The organism is Agromyces sp. 3263, assembly GCF_031456545.1.
In the GTDB taxonomy this organism is placed as follows: Bacteria; Actinomycetota; Actinomycetes; order Actinomycetales; family Microbacteriaceae; genus Agromyces.
Map to the genome: position 1 here is coordinate 836,669 of NZ_JAVDUV010000001.1, position 16,923 is coordinate 853,591.

The following is a 16,923-nucleotide window of genomic DNA, read 5'->3' on the forward strand; positions in this document are numbered from 1 at the left end:
GCTCGTTCGCCATCGGCGCGCGCGGGCGGCGTAGGGTCGCGAGTGGGGGCACCGCTCCCGCCCCGCGATCCGGATCCCTAGCCTCAGCGAGGGGCGACGGCACGGTCACGACGTCGTGCCCGCCGTGCGCGATCCGAGCTGCGTCCCGCGCGACGCCGAGGGGCCAGGTCATGCGGAACACGAAGTGGGCGGTTGGCGCGGTCGCCGCGACGGCGGCGGTCACGGCATGGGTACTGAGCGGATGCGTCGCCACGCCGGCAGGCGTCACGGACACGGCCGAACCCGCGGCATCCGCCACCGCCCTCGACCCCGCGCTTCGAGCAGAACTCGAGACGGCCCTCGACGAGGGGTTCGCGGCATCCGGAATACCCGGCGTGATCGTCGGGATGTGGATCCCCGGCGAAGACGAATGGATCTCCGCGCGAGGCACAGCCGACGTCGAGACGGGCGAGCCCATGGGCCGCGACAACCAGCAGAAGATCGGCAGCATCACCAAGACCATCGTCGGCACGGTCATGCTGCAGGTGATCGGCGAGCCCGATTTCGACGTGAGCCTCGACGACACGCTCGACCGGTGGTATCCCGACTTCCCCGAGGCGTCGAACATCACCGTGCGGATGCTGCTGAACCAGTCGAGCGGCATCGGCGAGTCCGGCCGGGCGCAGGTCGACCGCATCTGCAGCGCCCCGCAGGCCATTCCGACGTCCGACGAACTCATCGCGGTCGGCGCGGCGACGCCCCGCGCGGACTTCGCGCCGGGCGAGGGGTTCGAGTACGCCAACACGAACTACTTCCTCCTCGGGGGCATCCTCGAGCAGGTCACGGGCGTCGACCTCGAGACCCTCATCCGAGACCGCATCACCGAGCCGTTCGGCATGGACCGCAGCAGGTTCGCCCCCGACGGGCAGGTCGCCGCTCCACTGGCCCACGGGTACTCGCTCTTCTGCCCCGAACTCGGCGAGCCCGTCGACACCGTCGGCTGGTCGAACGGCGAGAGCTGGGCGGGCGGCGCCATGGTGTCGACCCTCGACGACCTCCACGCATGGGGCGAGGCCCTCGGCGAGGGTGCCGGCGTCACGCCCGAGCTCCAGGCCGTGCGGTATGCGGATCTCGCGCCGGTCCCCGGAAATCCCGGGGCGGGCTACGGCCTGGGCGCCGGCGTCGAGTACGACGTCGACACCGGCTGTGTCACGAGCGTCTCGCATGCGGGAGCCGAACCCGGCTACGGCACCAGCGTGGCGTACTACCCGCAGACCGGCGCGGTCTTCGCGATGCTCGGCAACGGCGACGGCGGAACGGGCGAGGCGGTGCTCGAGGTCACGAAGGCGCTGGCGCCGCTGCTCGGTCCCGTGCTCAAGGGCTCACCTCCCGAGCCGTGCGCCGCCCCCTGGGGATGACGGGTCGCGGGGCTCGCAGGGCAGTCCTCCCCATTCCCCCGTCATCCGTGGCGTGGATAGGCTCGCGGCGCGCGCAGATGCGGCGATCACCTGGGGGCGTACTGCGGTACCCCCACGACCACGACCAGCACCACGAATTCGGAGAACTGCCATGAAGACGTTCAGGAAGACCATCGCCGGGGGCGCCGTGGCGCTCGCGATCGCCGGGATCTGCGCCATCGCCCCGGCCACCGCGGCGAGCGCCACCACTGGGGCGACGGGCAAGGGCTGCACGGCCTACCAGTACTCGTCGGGCGGCTACTCGACGTGCGTCGGCTACATCCAGCGCATGCTGAACGGCATCGCCTCGGTGCGCGGCGGCAGCTACGGCGGCTACCAGCTCGTCGTCGACAACAGCTTCGGGGCCAACACCAACACCAACGTGCGCCGCTTCCAGAGCTACACGGGCCTGGTCTCCGACGGCATCGTCGGCCGCAACTCGTGGAACCAGCTGTGCCGCTACGCGGGCACCCGTTCGTTCGCCGAATACAATTCGTCCGCGCTGCAGAAGTCGGCCTGGCAGGCCGCCTACGACGCCGGATGCTACGTCGACCGCCCCGTGGGCGCCGCAGGCATCGAGGTCATCTCGAAGTACTAGGACGAGCGCTGTTCACGGGCACGGATGCTGCGCCCCCGCGGCATCCGTGCCCGTCGCCGTACCTACGCCCACCCGAGCTCGTGCAGCCGCGCGTCGTCGAGCCCGAAGTAGTGGCCGATCTCGTGCACGAGCGTGACGCGCACCCGCCGACGCAGGGACTCGAGGTCGACGCTGTGCTCCTGCAGGTTGTTCTTGTAGAGCGTGATGCGGTCGGGCAGCTCGCCGAAGCCGTAGACGCCACGCGTGGTCAGCGGATGCCCCCGGTACTGGCCGAACAGTCGCGGCCGCTCGCGGAGCGGCTGGTTCTCGACGACGACCGCGACGTTCTCGATGCCGCGGATCCACTCGTCGGGAAGCGCGTCGAGCTCCTCGGCGACCATGCGCTCGAAGTCATCGTCCGAGATCTCGACCATCTCCCCATTCTGCGCGCTGCAAGGGCGCCCGCGGCCCGCGCGCGACGGAACGAGTCGCACCGGGCCACCGCCACACCTGCTGACAGCCGGCGACCCGCGGACGAGGATGGTCCCCATGACGACGACGGCAGCGTTGGCATCCCAGTTGCGCGACGACCTCCGGCATCGGTTGCGGCCGATGACGGGCCGGGACCCGAATGAACGCGACCGCGTGGTCACGCCGCTGGAGCTGCTCTACGACCTCGTCTACGTCATCGCGTTCGCGGCAGCCGCCGATGAGCTGGCACACGCCATCATCGACGGCGAGGTCGGCCCCGGAATCGGTGCCTACGTCTTCGCGATCTTCGCCATCACGTGGGCGTGGCTGAACTTCACCTGGTTCGCGTCGGCGTACGGCAACGACGATGCGCTCTTCCGCGTCGCGACCGTCGTGCAGATGGTCGGCGTCGTCGTCCTCACGTTCGGCCTGCCCGTGAGCTTCGAGAATGCCGCGCACGGCGAGAGCCCCAACAACGGGATGCTCGTCGTCGGCTACATCATCATGCGCGTGCCGCTCATCGTGCTGTGGCTCCGAGCCGCACGCGAGGATCCGGCCCATCGGCGCACCTCCATCGCGTACGCCGTGGTGATCGCGATCGCCCAGGTCGGATGGGCCCTCACGACGCTGCCCGGGCTCTCCTTCGGCGTCACCGTCACCTTCCTGGTCGCCGTCGCCGCGGCCGAGATGATCGCGCCCGTCATCATCGAACGCCGGTACGGGCGCGCCCCGTGGAACGCCGGGCACATCGCCGAGCGGTTCGGCCTGCTCACGCTCATCACCGTGGGCGAGGTCGTCGCCGCCACGGTCGCGGCGGTCGGCGTGCTCGTGAGCGAACAGGGGTGGTCGGTCGGCGCCGTCGTCATCGCGGCGTCAGGGCTGGTCATCGCGGCGGGGCTCTGGTGGGCCTACTCCCTCATCCCCACGCGCGCGATCCTGACGCGGTGGCCCGAGCGCACCTTCGCGTGGCGCTACGCCCACCTGCCGCTCTTCGGCGCCATCGCAGCGGTCGGTGCCGGCCTCCGCGTCGCCGCAGACGGCGTCGAGCATCAGGAGCTCACTCTCCCGCAGATCACGCTCGCGCTGGCCGTGCCGGTCGGATGCGTCGTGGTGCTCGTGTTCCTGATCTGGAGCGTGCTGCTCCGCTCCTACGACCTCACGCACATCCCGCTGTTCCTCTGCACGCTGGTGCCCCTCGTCGCCGCCGCCGTCGTCGCGGTCGTGGCCTCCGAGCCGGGCGCTCCCATCGACCTGGAGGACGACGCCGACGTCGCCGCGCTGGTCACGGTGATCGCGCTCGTGTCGCTCTCGTGCGTCGTCGAGGTGGTCGGGCACGAGATGGTCGGCTACACGCACACGCTCCGTGCGGTCGAGCGGAACCTGCCGCGCCAGGGCGACGACGTCCACGCCTGAAGCGACGGATGCCGCCGCGAGCGGACGCGGTGACGAACGGACGCTCGCCCGCCGACCACTGCCCGCACGGGCGAGATCCGCTGCCTGTTCGGCGACCCGCTACCCCTCGCCGCGCGCGCCCGGCCGGATGACGCTGGTGAGCGGGGTGACGGATGAGCTCGACTGCGGCCCACGACCTGCGTGCGGAGCCCGCTGCCCCTGCCCACCGCGCCACCGGCGTCGAGGCAGCGGAGCCCGCTGCGTCCCTCGCGGAGTCGTCGGTGGCCGACCCGTCGGTCCTTGAGTCGTCGGCCGCCGACTGGGCCATCCGTGGCGGCGCGCCGACTCGCGTCGCCCTGCCCGCGCTGCAACGGTCGGCGGGGAATGCCGCGGTCGCGCGGCTGCTGGCGCATCCCGCTGCGCCGGCTCCCGCCCGGTCGCCGACGCCGAGGCCGTCGCAGGCGCCGACGCCCCATTCGGCGTACGCCCCGACTGCCGAGACGGCACCCGCGGCCGGCAGCACCGACGTCGAGGCATCGGCCGCCGGCTTCGGCAGCGAGACGCTGACGACCGACGCGGTCGCCGGCCCGACCGCGCTGCGCGGACCCGAACAGCAACGCGCCGAACCCGCGACGCAACACGACCAACCCGCGCTGCAACGCGAGGAGGAGGACCCCGGCTTCTTCGCCTCGATCCGTCGCCGGTTGTCGGGCATCGGCGACGGCATCCGCGCGGGGTGGACGAGCGTGTCGAGCGGCGTCGGCGAGGTGGTCGACGGCCTGCGGGAGCGGGGCGCCGGCGCGCTCGACGCCATCCGCGCGGCCGGCGCGGGCGTCGGCAACTTCGTGCGCTCGGTCGCCGCGAGCCTGCCCGACTCGGCGACGGCGGCGTTCACGGCCATCCGCGGGGTGGTCCTGGCGCCGATCACGGCGATCGTCGGCGGCGCGACCCGTCTGCGAGACGCCGTGCTGCACTTGGATGCCGACGGCCTCGCCGGCGCATGGAGCTCGATCACCGGCCTGGCGTCGGGTGCGTGGAGTGCCGCGCAGGCGATGGCGGGCGCCGTCGGCCGTGCACTTTCGGGCCTGTGGGACGGCGCTGCGGCCGGATTCCGCAGCGTCGTCGACTCCGCGCGGGCCGGCGCGAACGCCGTCGTCGACGGGCTGGTCGGGCTCGCGTCGTCGGCCACGAGCCGGCTCGGCGCGTTGTGGTCGCGGGTCGAGGGCTTCGGCTCCGACCTGCTGTCGGCCGACAGCTGGGGCGGCGCGATCGTGCGGCGCATCGGCGGCGCGCTGCTGTCGGGTGCGCAGCGCGCGTGGAGCACCGCGCAGGCCGGGTGGCAGCGGGCGCGGGACACGGCCGGGAGCATCGGGGCATCCGTCGTCTCTGGCGCACGCGGCGCGTGGGACACGGTGTCGGGTGCGGCGACCTCGGCATGGGACACGGCGGGCCGCGCGTGGACCCGCGTGAAAGAGGGCGTGGGCGGCGCCGCCGACAAGATCACGGGCGGCGTGCGGTCGTTCGTGCAACGCGTGCGTTCGTTCTCGATCACGCCGCTCGTCGCGAAGCTGCGCAAGTACGGCCAGGCCATCACCGGCTTGGGCACCCTCGTCGCCGATCCGATGTCGACCATCGAGCCCTACGCCGAGGGCATCGCGGGCAAGCTCTCGGCCGGCATGCCGGCCGCGGCATCCGATGCGGTCGCACCCCACATGCCGGCCGCCGCGCGTGCCGCGAACGCTGGGCCTGCGGCATCCGCTGTGCCTTCACCGGTGCAGCGACAGGTGACGGATGCCCCGGCCGAGGCGGTCACGCGCACCACCTCGAGCGGCGCCGAGATGTGGGCGGGGCTCGGGGCGGCGTTCACCGACAAGTGGGCCAAGCTCCACGTGAAGAAGATGGCGCTCGACGGGCTGAAGAGCCTGGTCTGGCCGTGGCCGAAGATCGGCCAGGAGCTCACCGGCATCGCCGCCGACATGTCGAAGGCGTGGGGCACCCTGTTCTCGCCGCGCAACCTCTTCGACGATCCGCTCGGGTTCTTCCACGACCTGTGGAGCGACCTGATGAAGCTGCTCGACTTCCCGCTCATCCTCTGGCGACGGCTGAACAACATCGCGCTGCTGCTGCTCGGGCCGATCACGATCGTGCTCACGGTCATCGGCTTCATCGGCGGCAGCCTGGCAGGCACCGTGCTGGGTGGCATCGCCGGTGCGCTGGCCGGACTCGGCATCGGTGCGGCGCCGGGAGCCGGTGGCGGGTTCGCCGTCGGTGGCGTCGGCGGGGCCGGGCTCGGCTTCGGGGTCGCGATGGGACTCGGCCAGGCCTTCCTCGTGTCGTTCGCCGCCGGCGAGGTGGCCGCGCTCGTCAAGGTGCTCGCCGACCTGTTCACCACCCGCCAGACCCGGCAGGAGAAGGCCGACGACTACAACACCGCCGCCGACAGCGGGCTCGCGCTCGGCATCACCGCGATCCTCGTGGGGCTCGGATGGATCGGCGGCCGCATCGCCGCCGCCTGCGCCTCGGTGCTGCGCGGGTTCCTGCCCGCGTCGGTGCTCGCCGTGATCGACGAGTTCGCCGCAGGGGTGCGCGCGGCCCGCAAGGGCGGACTGCCCGCCGAGGACCGACCGCCGCCCGCGGAGGACAAGCCCCCGGTGCCCGAGGAGAAGCCCGCCGTCGTCGACCCGGTGACCCCAGATATGCGGGTTCCGGGCCCGCAGACGCTGACCGCGGCGGAGCTCGCCGAGTTGCAGGGCATCGCGAACAAGCACCAGACGAGGCTGCAGGTCACCGGCAGCCGGGGCCGCGGAATGGGCCGGGCCGTCGAGACCGATCTCCCGCCGGGCAAGGGGACGGGGACGAAGAGCGACATCGACGTGGTGATCGACGGGCAGCGGGACATCGACACCCGCGGCGCACTGTCGAACGACGTGAGCGGCGCCTGCAAGGGCGTCGCCAACGTCGCGAGCTCGATCGGCGAGGCGAGCGGCCCGCACATCGACATCCTGCCGGCACCGCGCGGCGTGCCCGGCGGCGGGGAGCGGCCGACCATCCCGCCCAGCGAGCGGCCGACCGTCCCGCCGGGCCCGCCGAGCGATCGGCCGACGGTGCCGCCGGGGCCGCCGCGCGACTGACCGAGCCGGTGCACGGCAGACCGGCCGCCGCCCGCGGCGCCCGCGGCGCCCGCGCCACCCGAGCCGGTCAGCTCGCGGCGGCGAGCTGCGGGTACTGCTCGAGCACGGTGCGCGACAGCGTGCTCTTGGCCCAGACGGCGGTGTCGTCGGCGAGGATCTCGTGCTCCCCCGCCTCGACGCCCTCGTACACGCGTCGCACGATGTCGTCGGCGCGGCCCTTCGGCACGTCGAGGTCGGCGATCATCGGGGTGTCGGTGTAGCCGAGGTGCACGCCCACGACCTGCGTGCCGCGGGGCGCCAACTCGAGGCGCAGGGAGTTCGTGATCGACCAGAAGGCGGCCTTCGACGCGCTGTAGGCGTTGCCCGCGGCGTACCAGCTGAGCGCCGAGTGGATGTCGACGAGCGCGCCGCCGCCGTTCGCGGTGAGCACCGGCGCGAACGCCTGGGCGACGGCGAGCGGTCCGAAGACGTTGGTCTCGAAGAGCGCGCGCACCTCGTCGAGGTCGGCGTCGAGCATCGTCGACGGTGCCGAGGCGCCGGCGTTGTTCACGACGACGGTGGTGTCGGAGGCTTGTGCGGCGACCGCGGCGATGGATGCGGCATCCGTGACGTCGAGCTGAAGGGGCACGACGCGATCGTCGTTCCACTCGCGCGGAGCGCGGGCGGTCGCGTACACCTTCGCGGCGCCGCGCTCGAGCGCCTGGTGCACGAACTCGGTGCCGAGTCCGCCGTTCGCTCCGGTGACGAGCACGACGGCTCCCTGCAGTGAAGTCATGATGTGGCCTTTCGGTGGTGCGGCGGGGCGCCGCGAGACCGCGGCATCCTGAGTAGGTATTTCAAACTTAGCATGCTGGTGAGCGCCAGACGCCCTGAGCGTAGATTTGGCTGGAACGAGGAGGTTCGCGTGAGCACCGTTCGTGAGTCCAGCGCTTCCAGTGCCGCCACCGCCGCGGGCGCCGTCGCAGGTGGCGCCGTCCCCGAGGTCGACGAGCAGCAGTCGCGCGCCGTCGCCGAAGCCGCCCGCGAACAGGACTGGCGCAAGCCGAGCTTCGCCAAGGGCCTGTACCTGGGCCAGTTCGACCTGTCGCTGATCCATCCGCATCCCCGACCGGATCCAGCCCGCCGCGAGCGCGGCGAGGCGTTCCTCGCGGCCCTCGAATCGCTGCTGCGCGACGTCGACGTCGCACGCATCGAGCGCGAGGCGCGCATCCCTGATGAGACGTTCCAGGCGCTCGCCGACATCGGGGCGTTCGGCATGAAGATCCCGGTCGAGTACGGGGGCCTCGGGCTCGGGCAGTGGTACTACAACCGCGCGCTCGTCATGATCGGGTCGGTGAACGCCAGCCTCGGCGCACTGCTCTCGGCGCACCAGTCGGTCGGCCTGCCCGAGCCGCTCGTGCTCGCGGGCACCGAGGCGCAGAAGCGCGAGTACCTGCCGCGGTGCGCCGCGGGGGCGATCAGCGCCTTCCTGCTCACGGAGCCAGAGGTGGGCTCCGACCCCGCCCGACTGCGGGCCACCGCGGTGCCGACCGACGACGGCACGGGGTACGTGCTCAACGGCACCAAGCTGTGGACCACCAACGGGGTGGTCGCGGAGCTGCTGGTCGTGATGGCGCGCGTGCCGAAGTCCGACGGGCACCCCGGCGGGATCAGCGCGTTCATCGTCGAGGCGCGCGCCCCCGGCATCACCGTGCACCGCCGCAACGCCTTCATGGGCCTGCGCGGCATCGAGAACGGGCTGACCTCGCTGCACGACGTCCGCGTGCCGCGCGAGCACCTGATCGGCCGTGAGGGGCAAGGGCTCAAGATCGCGCTGACCACCCTCAACGCCGGCCGCCTTGCCATCCCCGCGATCTGCGCGGGTGCCGGCAAGTGGAGCCTCAAGATCGCCCGCGAGTGGTCGCGCGAGCGGGTGCAGTGGGGCCGCCCCGTCGGCGAGCACGCCGCGGTCGCGCACAAGGTCGCGTTCATCGCCGCCACGGCGTTCGCCCTCGAGGCCGTGGTCGACCTGTCAGGCGTGCTCGCCGACGAGGACCGCAAGGACATCCGCATCGAGGCGGCGCTCGCCAAGATGTGGGCGTCCGAGATGGGGTGGCGCATCGCCGACGAGCTCGTGCAGATCCGCGGCGGCCGGGGGTTCGAGACCGCGGCGTCGCTGGCCGCCCGCGGCGAACGCGCCGTCGGGGCCGAGCAGGTGCTCCGCGACATGCGCATCAACCGCATCTTCGAGGGCTCGACCGAGATCATGCGGCTGCTCATCGCGCGGGAGGCCGTCGACGCGCACCTCACCGCCGCCGGGGACCTGATCGACCCGCACCTCGAGCTCTCCCGCAAGCTCAAGGCCGCCGCATCTGCCAGCGGGTTCTACGCCCGCTGGCTGCCCCAGCTCGTCGCCGGCAAGGGCGACCTGCCGACCTCCTTCGACGAGTTCGGCCCGCTCGCCGCGCACCTCCGCTACGTCGAGCGCACCAGCCGCAAGCTCGCCCGAGCGACCTTCTACGGGATGACGCGCTGGCAGGGCGCACTCGAACGCAAGCAGGGGTTCCTGGGGCGGGTCGTCGACATCGGCGCCGAGCTGTTCGCCGTCTCGGCCTCGTGCGTTCGTGCCATGATGATCGGCGCCGACACCCCCGAGCACGGCAAGGCGGCCTACCAGCTCGCCGACACGTTCGCCGAGCAGTCCCGGCTGCGCACCGAACGACTGCTCGACGGGCTCTGGCGCAACACGGATGCCGCTGACGAGCGCCTGTCGGAACGGGTGCTCGACGGCGCGTACGAGTGGCTCGAGGACGGGATCCTCGACCGCAGCGAGGGCACCGGCCCGTGGATCACGGAGGAGGTGCCGGCCGACGCGTCCGAGAACGTCGCGCGGCGCGTCATCCGCTCGCCGTAGGGAGTTCGCGCGAGCGTCCCGCGAGTCCGCGTTCGCGTGAACGCAAGCCCGTTGTGCGCCCGTCGAACCCGCGCGTAGCTTCCACCCCAACAGACCGGGATGGAGACTGCGATGACCGTGGACGATTCGACCCGCCGGCCGGTGCTCGACCGGTTGACGAAGGCGGCCGGCTCCCCCGGCACCGGAGCGTACGTGGGCCTGCTCAGCCTCGTCGTGCTCGCGGCATCCGGCGCCATCGGCCTCGCCCTGCGCACGCCGTGGCTGTTCCCGAGCCTCGGCCCGACGGTCATGCTGATCTTCGGCGCCGCCAAGGATCCGTCGTCTCGACCGCTGAACGCCGCGGTCGGGCACGGGGTCGGCATCGGCGCCGGCGTGCTCTGCCTGATCGTCTTCGGCATGGACGGCCAGCCGTCGGCACCCGACCAGGGCCTCACTCCCGGTTACCTCCTGGCGGCTGCGTTCTCCGTGGCCATCACGGCGTTCGTGCTGAGCGCCCTGAAGCTGCCGCATCCACCCGCCGGAGCCACCACGATGATCATCAGCCTCGGCGTGATCGCCGACCCGATCGGCATCCTCTCGATGGCGTCGGCCCTCGCGTTCGTCATCATCGCGGGTTGGGGACTGAACGCGCTGCTCGGCACCCGTCCATCCCCCCGGGAGGCGTGAGGCGGCGCGGGCGGCATCCGGGAATACATGCTCAGTCATGTTGTTTACCTTTCTCGAACGACCGCAGAAAGGCGGACCCCATGCAGTTCGGCATCTTCAGCGTCGGCGACATCGCCCCCGACCCCACCACCGGAACGACCCAGAGCGAGGCGGAGCGCATCAGCAACCTGGTGCGCGTCGCGCAGCGGGCCGATGAGGTGGGCCTGGACGTGTTCGCACTCGGCGAGCACCACAATCCCCCGTTCGTGCCGTCGTCGCCGCCCACGCTGCTCGCGCACATCGCCGCGCTCACGGAGCAGATCGTGCTGAGCACGTCGGTCACCCTGATCACGACCAACGACCCCGTGAAGCTGGCGGAGGACTACGCCATGCTCCAGCACGTGGCGAAGGGGCGGCTCGACCTCATGGTCGGTCGTGGCAACACCGTGCCCGTGTACCCGTGGTTCGGCAAGGACATCCGCCAGGGCGTCGCGCTGGCGCTCGAGAACTACAACCTGTTGCACCGACTCTGGCGTGAGGACGTCGTCGACTGGGAGGGCAGCTTCCGCACCCCGCTGCAGGGCTTCACGTCGACCCCGCGCCCACTCGACGACGTGCCGCCGTTCGTGTGGCACGGCTCGATCCGCACTCCCGAGATCGCCGAGCAGGCCGCCTTCTACGGCAACGGTTATTTCGCGAACAACGTGCTCGCCCCGAACTTCCACTTCAAGCCGCTCGTCGACTTCTACCGCGACCGGTTCGAGCACTACGGTCACGGCACCCGCGACCAGGCGATCGTCGGCCTCGGCGGACAGGCCTTCATCGCGAAGCGCTCGCAGGACGCCGTCGCCGCGTTCCGGCCGTACTTCGAGGAGTACCCGCTCTTCAAGGGCAGCTCGCTCGACGACTTCATGGCCCGCACGCCGCTCAGCGTCGGCAGCCCGCAGGAGGTCATCGACAAGACGCTCACATTCCAGGAGGGATTCGGCGACTACCAGCGGCAGCTGTGGTCGCTCGACGGCCTGGCGCTCCCCGTCGAGGTCGCGCTCGAGCAGGTCGAGCTGCTCGGCACCGAGGTGGTCCCGGTGCTGCGCAAGGAGATGGCGGCGCGACGGGCGCCCGGGGTTCCGGATGCCCCGACGCACGCGAGTCTCGTCACCGCGAAGTACGGCGACTCGGAGCCCCGTCAGCCCCGCCCGAACCCCAACCGGGGCGACAACCTGTCGGGTGCCTCGCCCTACCAGGACAGCGACCCGAACGCTCCGGCGCGCTTCCCCCTGGCGGCGTGACCGTGGCGCACGATGCCCGGCTCGCGAACGAGGCCTGGGAGGCGTACTACCGCGCCCAGGCCACCATCGCCCGCGAGCTCACCGACGCCGACATCTGGGAGGGCCTGCTCACCCGCGAGTACGCGGTGCTGTTCGCTCTCTCGTCCGAGCCCGAGGGGCTCAGGATCACGGAGCTCGGCGACGACGTGCTCATCACCCAGCCCGGCATGTCACGCCTCATCGTGCGCCTCGAGGCCCGCGGCCTCGTCGAGCGGGTCGACGATGCCGCCGACGGCCGGGCACGCCGCATCCGCCTCACCCCAGCCGGACTGGACACCCAGCGCCGCGTCGGCGCCGGGGTCGCCCGGCACGTCACCGAGGCGCTCGGCCGCGCCCTCGATCACGACCAGATCGTGATGCTGCGCGACCTCAGCCTCGCCCTGCTCGCCGGCGCTTCCGGCCCCTCGGCCGAGGTGCAGCAACTCGCCATGCGAAGGAACCTCTCATGACCAGCACTCCCATCCACACGCCCGCTCAGCTCGCAACGGATGCCGCGAGCCGGCCCCTGCGGCTCGTCGTCGTCAGCGCAGGCGTGAGCGACCCGTCCACCACGCGGCTGCTCGCCGACCGGGCCGCGCAGAAGACGATCGACCTGCTCGGCGAAGCCGGGATGCCCGCGACCGTGAACGTGATCGAGCTGAGCGGGCTCGCCGTCGAGATCGCCCAGGCGATCGTGGCCGGATTCCCCGGCGTGCGCCTGCAGGCGGCGATCGAGCTCCTCGCCGGAGCCGACGCCGTCATCGCGAGCACCCCGGTCTACAAGGCGGGCATCAGCGGGCTGTTCAAGTCGTTCGCCGACGTGCTCGACAACGACCTGCTCATCGCGAAGCCGGTCATCCTCGCCGCCACGGCGGGCACGCCCCGGCACGCGATGGTCGTCGACGAGCAGCTGCGCCCGCTGTTCGCGTTCCTCCGCGCGATGCCGATGCCGACGTCCTTGTTCGCCGCGCCCGACGACTGGGGATCCACGACGCTCGGCGACCGCATCACCCGCGCGGCCACGGAGCTCACGCTGTTCCTGCGCAGCGGCGTCGGCGCCTCCATCGCCGACGGCAACTGGTCGGGCTACCAGCACCAGTTCGCCGGAAACGCGACCGCCGCCGAGCGCTCGGTCGCGGACGTCGACTTCGACACCGACCTGATGCGGCTCGCCGCCGGCGGAGGGCGCTGACGCGGCATCCGGAACCGACTGCGCCCGCGGGAACCGACCTCACCGGCCCGAACCGACGGCACCGGCCGGCATCGGCGTAGCTTTGGGGTATGGCGAAGCAGCCGATCGTGTATGAGACCACGCACCGAGTCGCCTTCTCGGAGCTCGATCCGTTCCAGCACCTGAGCACCGGCAACTACGCCAGGTACTTCACCGACCACCGCATGGAGGCGCTCGCGAAGTACGCCGGGTGGGACCTGCCCACCCTCGACACGCTCGGCTTCATGACGTGGATCCGGCGCATGGAGATCAGCTTCCGCCGACCGGTGAACGCGGACCAGGAGATCACGATCACCTCGTTCGTGCGAGAGTTCCACGGGCCCGACGCGATCATCGAGTGCACGATGGCGGATGCCGCGGGGACGACGGTCGCCACGTGCCTGATGATCGTGGCGCACGTCGACGCGACGACACGGCGCGCGACCGACTGGCCCGACGACCTGCGGGCGATCTTCTTCGAGGCGGGGCACTAGCGGACTCCGGCACGCGCGCGGCGCCAGTGCGGGCGCCGCTCCGCTCCCCCGTCGTCGCTAGCTGCCGGCGAGAATCGCCCCGAGGCGCGCCCGGCACTCCGCGACGAACTCGGGAAGGGTGCGCCAGTAGTAGGGGATGCCGAAGATCGCCACGGCGATCGCCCAGGCCCGGGCGCGCTGCCAGGTCGCCTCGTCGAGGTGCAGCGCGTTCCAGTAGGCGTCGCGGGCGGCCTGCGGGAGGTCCCAGACGGCGGCATGCTCGGCATCGGGCGCGCCGACCGAGAGCGCCCCGAAGTCGATGACCGCGTGAAGCCGGCCCCCGGCGACGAGGAGGTTGCCCGGGCGCAGGTCGCCGTGCAGCCACACGTGCGGCGTCCGCGAGTCGGGGAGGGCCAGCCCGTCGCACCACCACTGCTCGAGCCGGTCGAGGTCGAGCTCGTCACCCACGAGCGGACGAGCCTCGTCGAAGGCCTGCGCGACCCCCGCCTCGACCTCTCGGAGGCTGCCGCCCCGATACCAGCTCAGGTCGCCCGACCGTCGCTGGCCCATGAGATCGATGCGGTGCAGGTCGCGCACGACGGCGGCGAGGTCGTCGCCGAACCGTCGCCAGTCCGTCACGGTGTCGGACGCCGGTGGGGCGCCGTCGATCCACCGGTACACCGACCACTCGACCGGGTACGCGTCCGACGGGGAACCTGCGTGCACCGGTTCCGGGATGAGAACCGACAGGGCGGGCGCGAGGCGGGGAAGCCACGTGCGCTCCTTGCGGAGCGAGCCCACTCCTCCGGCCGTGCGCGGTATCCGCACCAACAGCTCGGCACCGAGGCGGAACATCACGTTGTCGGTTCCTCCACCGGCGAGGATCACCGGCAGGCCGGCCCAGTCGGGTCGGTCACGTGCGATGAGGGCGGCAGCGAGGCCGACGTCGATCGGCAGCTCGTCGGGGTGGAGAGGCATCCGACCCAGCTTGCCACTCCCGGCTTGCCACACCCTGATGTTCGCTTCCCCGCCCGCCGCGGTTCGCTTCCCCGCCCACTGTCGGTGCCCCCGAGCAGGATGGCGGCATGCACGGAATCGTCGTGGTCACGGGTGGCGCCGCCGGGCTGGGCGCCGTCATCGCCGAGACGCTGCTGGCGCATGGTCACGGCGTGCTCCTCATCGACCGCGACCTGACGGCGGCGAGGGCGACGGCCGACGACCTCGAGGCCCGGCACGGGTCGCCCGTCGCGGTCGTCGCCGCCGACCTGTCGACGATCGACGGCATCCAGGCGGCGGCCGATGCGCTCGCCGGCGTCTCCGGCATCACGGCGCTCGTGAACAATGCCGGAGGCTGGTCGCCGGGCCCGCAGTACCCCGACGCCGAACCCGACGCCTGGCTCGGTGCGCTGACGCTCGACCTGGTCGCGCCGTTGTTGCTCGCCCAGCGGCTGTGGCCGCGGCTCGCGGCGGTCGGCGGAGCGGGCGGCGGCGTCGGGGCGAGCGGCGCCGTGGTGAATATCGGGTCGAGCGGCGGCGAGGGTGATGAACCCTACGGGTCACCCGAGTACGGCGCCGCGAAGGCCGGCCTTCGCCGCTTCACGACCTCGCTCGGCGGTCGGGCCGACGTTCGCGTCATGGCGGTCGTGCCCGGCTGGATCGGGCTCGATCGCGCGCACCGGCAGTTCGCCGCGCTCACCGCCGAGCAGCAGCGTGCGACTGGGCGGCTCATCCCGCCCCAGGAGGTCGCGGATCGGGTGCTGCACCTGCTCGAGCACGGACGCCCCGGCGAGGTCGTCGAACTGCTCGAGTGAGCGCTCGTCGACAGCCGTCGCGCGAGCGAGTACCGTGCGAGCGACCGAGTCGTTCGACCGACAGACAGGAGTATCACGATGGCCGAGGTCCTGCTCTTCCATCACGCACTGGGTCCCACCGAGGGCCTGCGTGCCTTCGCCGACGACCTCCGTCGCGCGGGCCACACCGTGCACACGCCAGACCTCTTCGACGCACGCACCTTCGACTCGATCGAGGCGGGCGTCGGCTACGCCAAGGAGGTCGGCTGGGAGGAGATCATGGCCCGCGGCGAGCGCGCCGCCCAGTCGCTGACGAACGAGCTCGTCTACGGCGGCTTCTCACTCGGCGTCGTGCCGGCGCAGCAGCTCGCCCAGACGCGCGCCGGCGCGAAGGGCGCCCTGTTCTTCTACTCCTGCCTGCCGCCGTCGGAGTTCGGCGGCTGGCCGGCCGGCCTGCCCGCGCAGATCCACGGGGCCGACGCCGACCCGATCTTCATGGACGAGGGCGACGTCGACGCGGCGCGGGAGCTCGTGGCCTCCGCCGACGACGCCGAGCTCTACCTCTACCCGGGCGACCAGCACTACTTCGCCGACTCCAGCCTGCCGAGCTACGACGCGGCGGCCGCGCAGCTCCTCACGCAGCGGGTGCTCGAGTTCCTCGCGCGAGTCGGCTGAGGCTCAGCCGAGGCCGGCGCGCTCCTCCGAGGCATCCGTCTCGTCGCCCGCGACCGGCTGTCGCGACAGGCCGACCGAGCCGGCGCCCGGCGTGCGCTCGGACAGCGCCGCCGACACCGCGACCGACTCGTCGACGTCGGGGTACTGCGGACGCAGCTGCACCGCGTGCTGGCGACGCTGCTCGCGCTTCGCCTTGCGCGAGGACGCGACGAGGTTCAGCGCCTCGACGAGGATCGCGAACGCCATCGGCGCGTAGATGAGCGCCTTGTCGATCTTGATGCCGAAGCCCTCGGCGATGAGGAACACCCCGATGAGCAGGAGGAACGACAGCGCGAGCATCTTCACCGTGGGGTGCCGGTTCACGAACGTGAAGATGAAGCGCGACGCGAACAGCATGATGCCGAACGACAGCACGACGACGGTGATGATGACGAGGAGGTTCTCGGTCATGCCGACCGCGGTGATGACCGAGTCGAGCGAGAAGACGATGTCGAGCAGCAGGATCTGGATGAGGACCGAGCTGAAGGTGATGCGCTTCGGCGCGGCGCCGCCATGCTCCTCCTCGGCGCCCTCGAGCTTGTGGTGGATCTCGGTGACCGCCTTGTAGACGAGGAAGAGGCCACCCGCGATGAGGATGAAGTCCTTGATCGAGAAGCCCATCCCGAACCAGACGACGACGTCCTCCTTCAGGGTGATGATCCAGCCCGCGAAGAACACGAGCACCACCCGGATGACCATCGCCAGGGTCAGGCCGAGGTTGCGGGCCCGGGCCTGCTGCTCCTTCGGCAGCTTCGACGCGAGGATCGAGATGAAGATGACGTTGTCGACGCCGAGCACGATCTCGAGCACGAACAGCGTGACGAAGACGGCGATGAGATCGGGCGTGAAGGCGAGTGAGAAGTCCACCCGCTCATGCTAGGTGC

16 protein-coding genes are annotated in these 16,923 nt (G+C 71.7%); 12 read left to right on the plus strand and 4 right to left on the minus strand.

All coding sequences use genetic code 11. From position 1 onward, the window contains the following. Positions 1 to 170: 170 nt before the first annotated feature. Entirely contained in the window at positions 171 to 1,397 is a 1,227-nt protein-coding gene (locus J2X63_RS03730) for a serine hydrolase domain-containing protein (protein ID WP_309974030.1), read from the plus strand. 151 nt (positions 1,398 to 1,548) lie between these two features. Beyond that, positions 1,549 to 2,034, plus strand: a complete 486-nt coding sequence (locus tag J2X63_RS03735; RefSeq protein ID WP_309974032.1) for a peptidoglycan-binding domain-containing protein — start codon at positions 1,549 to 1,551, stop codon at positions 2,032 to 2,034. A 62-nt stretch (positions 2,035 to 2,096) separates the two neighbouring features. On the opposite strand, the gene J2X63_RS03740 is transcribed toward J2X63_RS03735, so the two are convergent. Then, entirely contained in the window at positions 2,097 to 2,447 is a 351-nt protein-coding gene (locus J2X63_RS03740; protein WP_309974034.1) for a metallopeptidase family protein, read from the minus strand. A 115-nt stretch (positions 2,448 to 2,562) separates the two neighbouring features. Here J2X63_RS03740 and J2X63_RS03745 point away from each other — a divergent pair, with 115 nt between their 5' ends. Next, positions 2,563 to 3,897 (plus strand): low temperature requirement protein A, encoded by a 1,335-nt coding sequence (locus J2X63_RS03745; RefSeq protein ID WP_309974035.1) that lies wholly within the window; start codon positions 2,563 to 2,565, stop codon positions 3,895 to 3,897. Between the two features lie 152 nt (positions 3,898 to 4,049). After that, positions 4,050 to 7,007 (plus strand): hypothetical protein, encoded by a 2,958-nt coding sequence (locus J2X63_RS03750; RefSeq protein WP_309974037.1) that lies wholly within the window; start codon positions 4,050 to 4,052, stop codon positions 7,005 to 7,007. Between the two features lie 67 nt (positions 7,008 to 7,074). On the opposite strand, the gene J2X63_RS03755 is transcribed toward J2X63_RS03750, so the two are convergent. Further along, positions 7,075 to 7,782 carry an SDR family oxidoreductase gene (locus tag J2X63_RS03755; protein WP_309974039.1) on the minus strand — a complete coding sequence of 236 codons (708 nt, stop codon included), beginning with the start codon at positions 7,780 to 7,782 and terminating at the stop codon, positions 7,075 to 7,077. A 129-nt stretch (positions 7,783 to 7,911) separates the two neighbouring features. Here J2X63_RS03755 and J2X63_RS03760 point away from each other — a divergent pair, with 129 nt between their 5' ends. The 6 genes from J2X63_RS03760 to J2X63_RS03785 all read left to right on the plus strand — a co-directional run bounded on the left by J2X63_RS03760 (position 7,912) and on the right by J2X63_RS03785 (position 13,556). Beyond that, entirely contained in the window at positions 7,912 to 9,900 is a 1,989-nt protein-coding gene (locus J2X63_RS03760; RefSeq protein WP_309974042.1) for an acyl-CoA dehydrogenase family protein, read from the plus strand. A gap of 111 nt (positions 9,901 to 10,011) precedes the next feature. After that, positions 10,012 to 10,566 (plus strand): HPP family protein, encoded by a 555-nt coding sequence (locus J2X63_RS03765; protein WP_309974044.1) that lies wholly within the window; start codon positions 10,012 to 10,014, stop codon positions 10,564 to 10,566. Positions 10,567 to 10,646: 80 nt separating this feature from the next. Next, complete coding sequence (locus J2X63_RS03770) at positions 10,647 to 11,834, plus strand: CE1758 family FMN-dependent luciferase-like monooxygenase (RefSeq protein ID WP_309974046.1); 1,188 nt, start codon at positions 10,647 to 10,649, stop codon at positions 11,832 to 11,834. Beyond that, positions 11,831 to 12,322 (plus strand): MarR family winged helix-turn-helix transcriptional regulator, encoded by a 492-nt coding sequence (locus J2X63_RS03775; protein ID WP_309974048.1) that lies wholly within the window; start codon positions 11,831 to 11,833, stop codon positions 12,320 to 12,322. Before J2X63_RS03770 ends, J2X63_RS03775 begins: the two co-directional genes overlap by 4 nt. Further along, a complete protein-coding gene (locus J2X63_RS03780; protein ID WP_309974050.1) occupies positions 12,319 to 13,044 on the plus strand; it encodes a CE1759 family FMN reductase in 726 nt (241 codons plus the stop codon). The genes J2X63_RS03775 and J2X63_RS03780 overlap by 4 nt, the downstream gene beginning before the upstream one ends. Before the next feature lie 89 nt (positions 13,045 to 13,133). Continuing rightward, the gene (locus tag J2X63_RS03785; RefSeq protein WP_309974052.1) at positions 13,134 to 13,556 is read left to right on the plus strand and encodes an acyl-CoA thioesterase; all 423 of its coding nucleotides are present in this window, start codon (positions 13,134 to 13,136) and stop codon (positions 13,554 to 13,556) included. A 57-nt stretch (positions 13,557 to 13,613) separates the two neighbouring features. On the opposite strand, the gene J2X63_RS03790 is transcribed toward J2X63_RS03785, so the two are convergent. Further along, positions 13,614 to 14,513: an aminoglycoside phosphotransferase family protein gene (locus J2X63_RS03790; protein ID WP_309974054.1), complete on the minus strand. Its 900-nt coding sequence runs from the start codon at positions 14,511 to 14,513 to the stop codon at positions 13,614 to 13,616. A 107-nt stretch (positions 14,514 to 14,620) separates the two neighbouring features. On the opposite strand from J2X63_RS03790, the gene J2X63_RS03795 reads away from it, so the two are divergent. Both J2X63_RS03795 and J2X63_RS03800 read left to right on the plus strand, forming a co-directional pair. After that, positions 14,621 to 15,346 (plus strand): SDR family oxidoreductase, encoded by a 726-nt coding sequence (locus tag J2X63_RS03795; RefSeq protein ID WP_309974056.1) that lies wholly within the window; start codon positions 14,621 to 14,623, stop codon positions 15,344 to 15,346. 78 nt (positions 15,347 to 15,424) lie between these two features. Continuing rightward, positions 15,425 to 16,000 carry a dienelactone hydrolase family protein gene (locus tag J2X63_RS03800; protein ID WP_309974058.1) on the plus strand — a complete coding sequence of 192 codons (576 nt, stop codon included), beginning with the start codon at positions 15,425 to 15,427 and terminating at the stop codon, positions 15,998 to 16,000. Positions 16,001 to 16,003: 3 nt separating this feature from the next. On the opposite strand, the gene J2X63_RS03805 is transcribed toward J2X63_RS03800, so the two are convergent. Then, the gene (locus tag J2X63_RS03805) at positions 16,004 to 16,906 is read right to left on the minus strand and encodes a TerC family protein (RefSeq protein WP_309974060.1); all 903 of its coding nucleotides are present in this window, start codon (positions 16,904 to 16,906) and stop codon (positions 16,004 to 16,006) included. Positions 16,907 to 16,923: the final 17 nt, after the last annotated feature.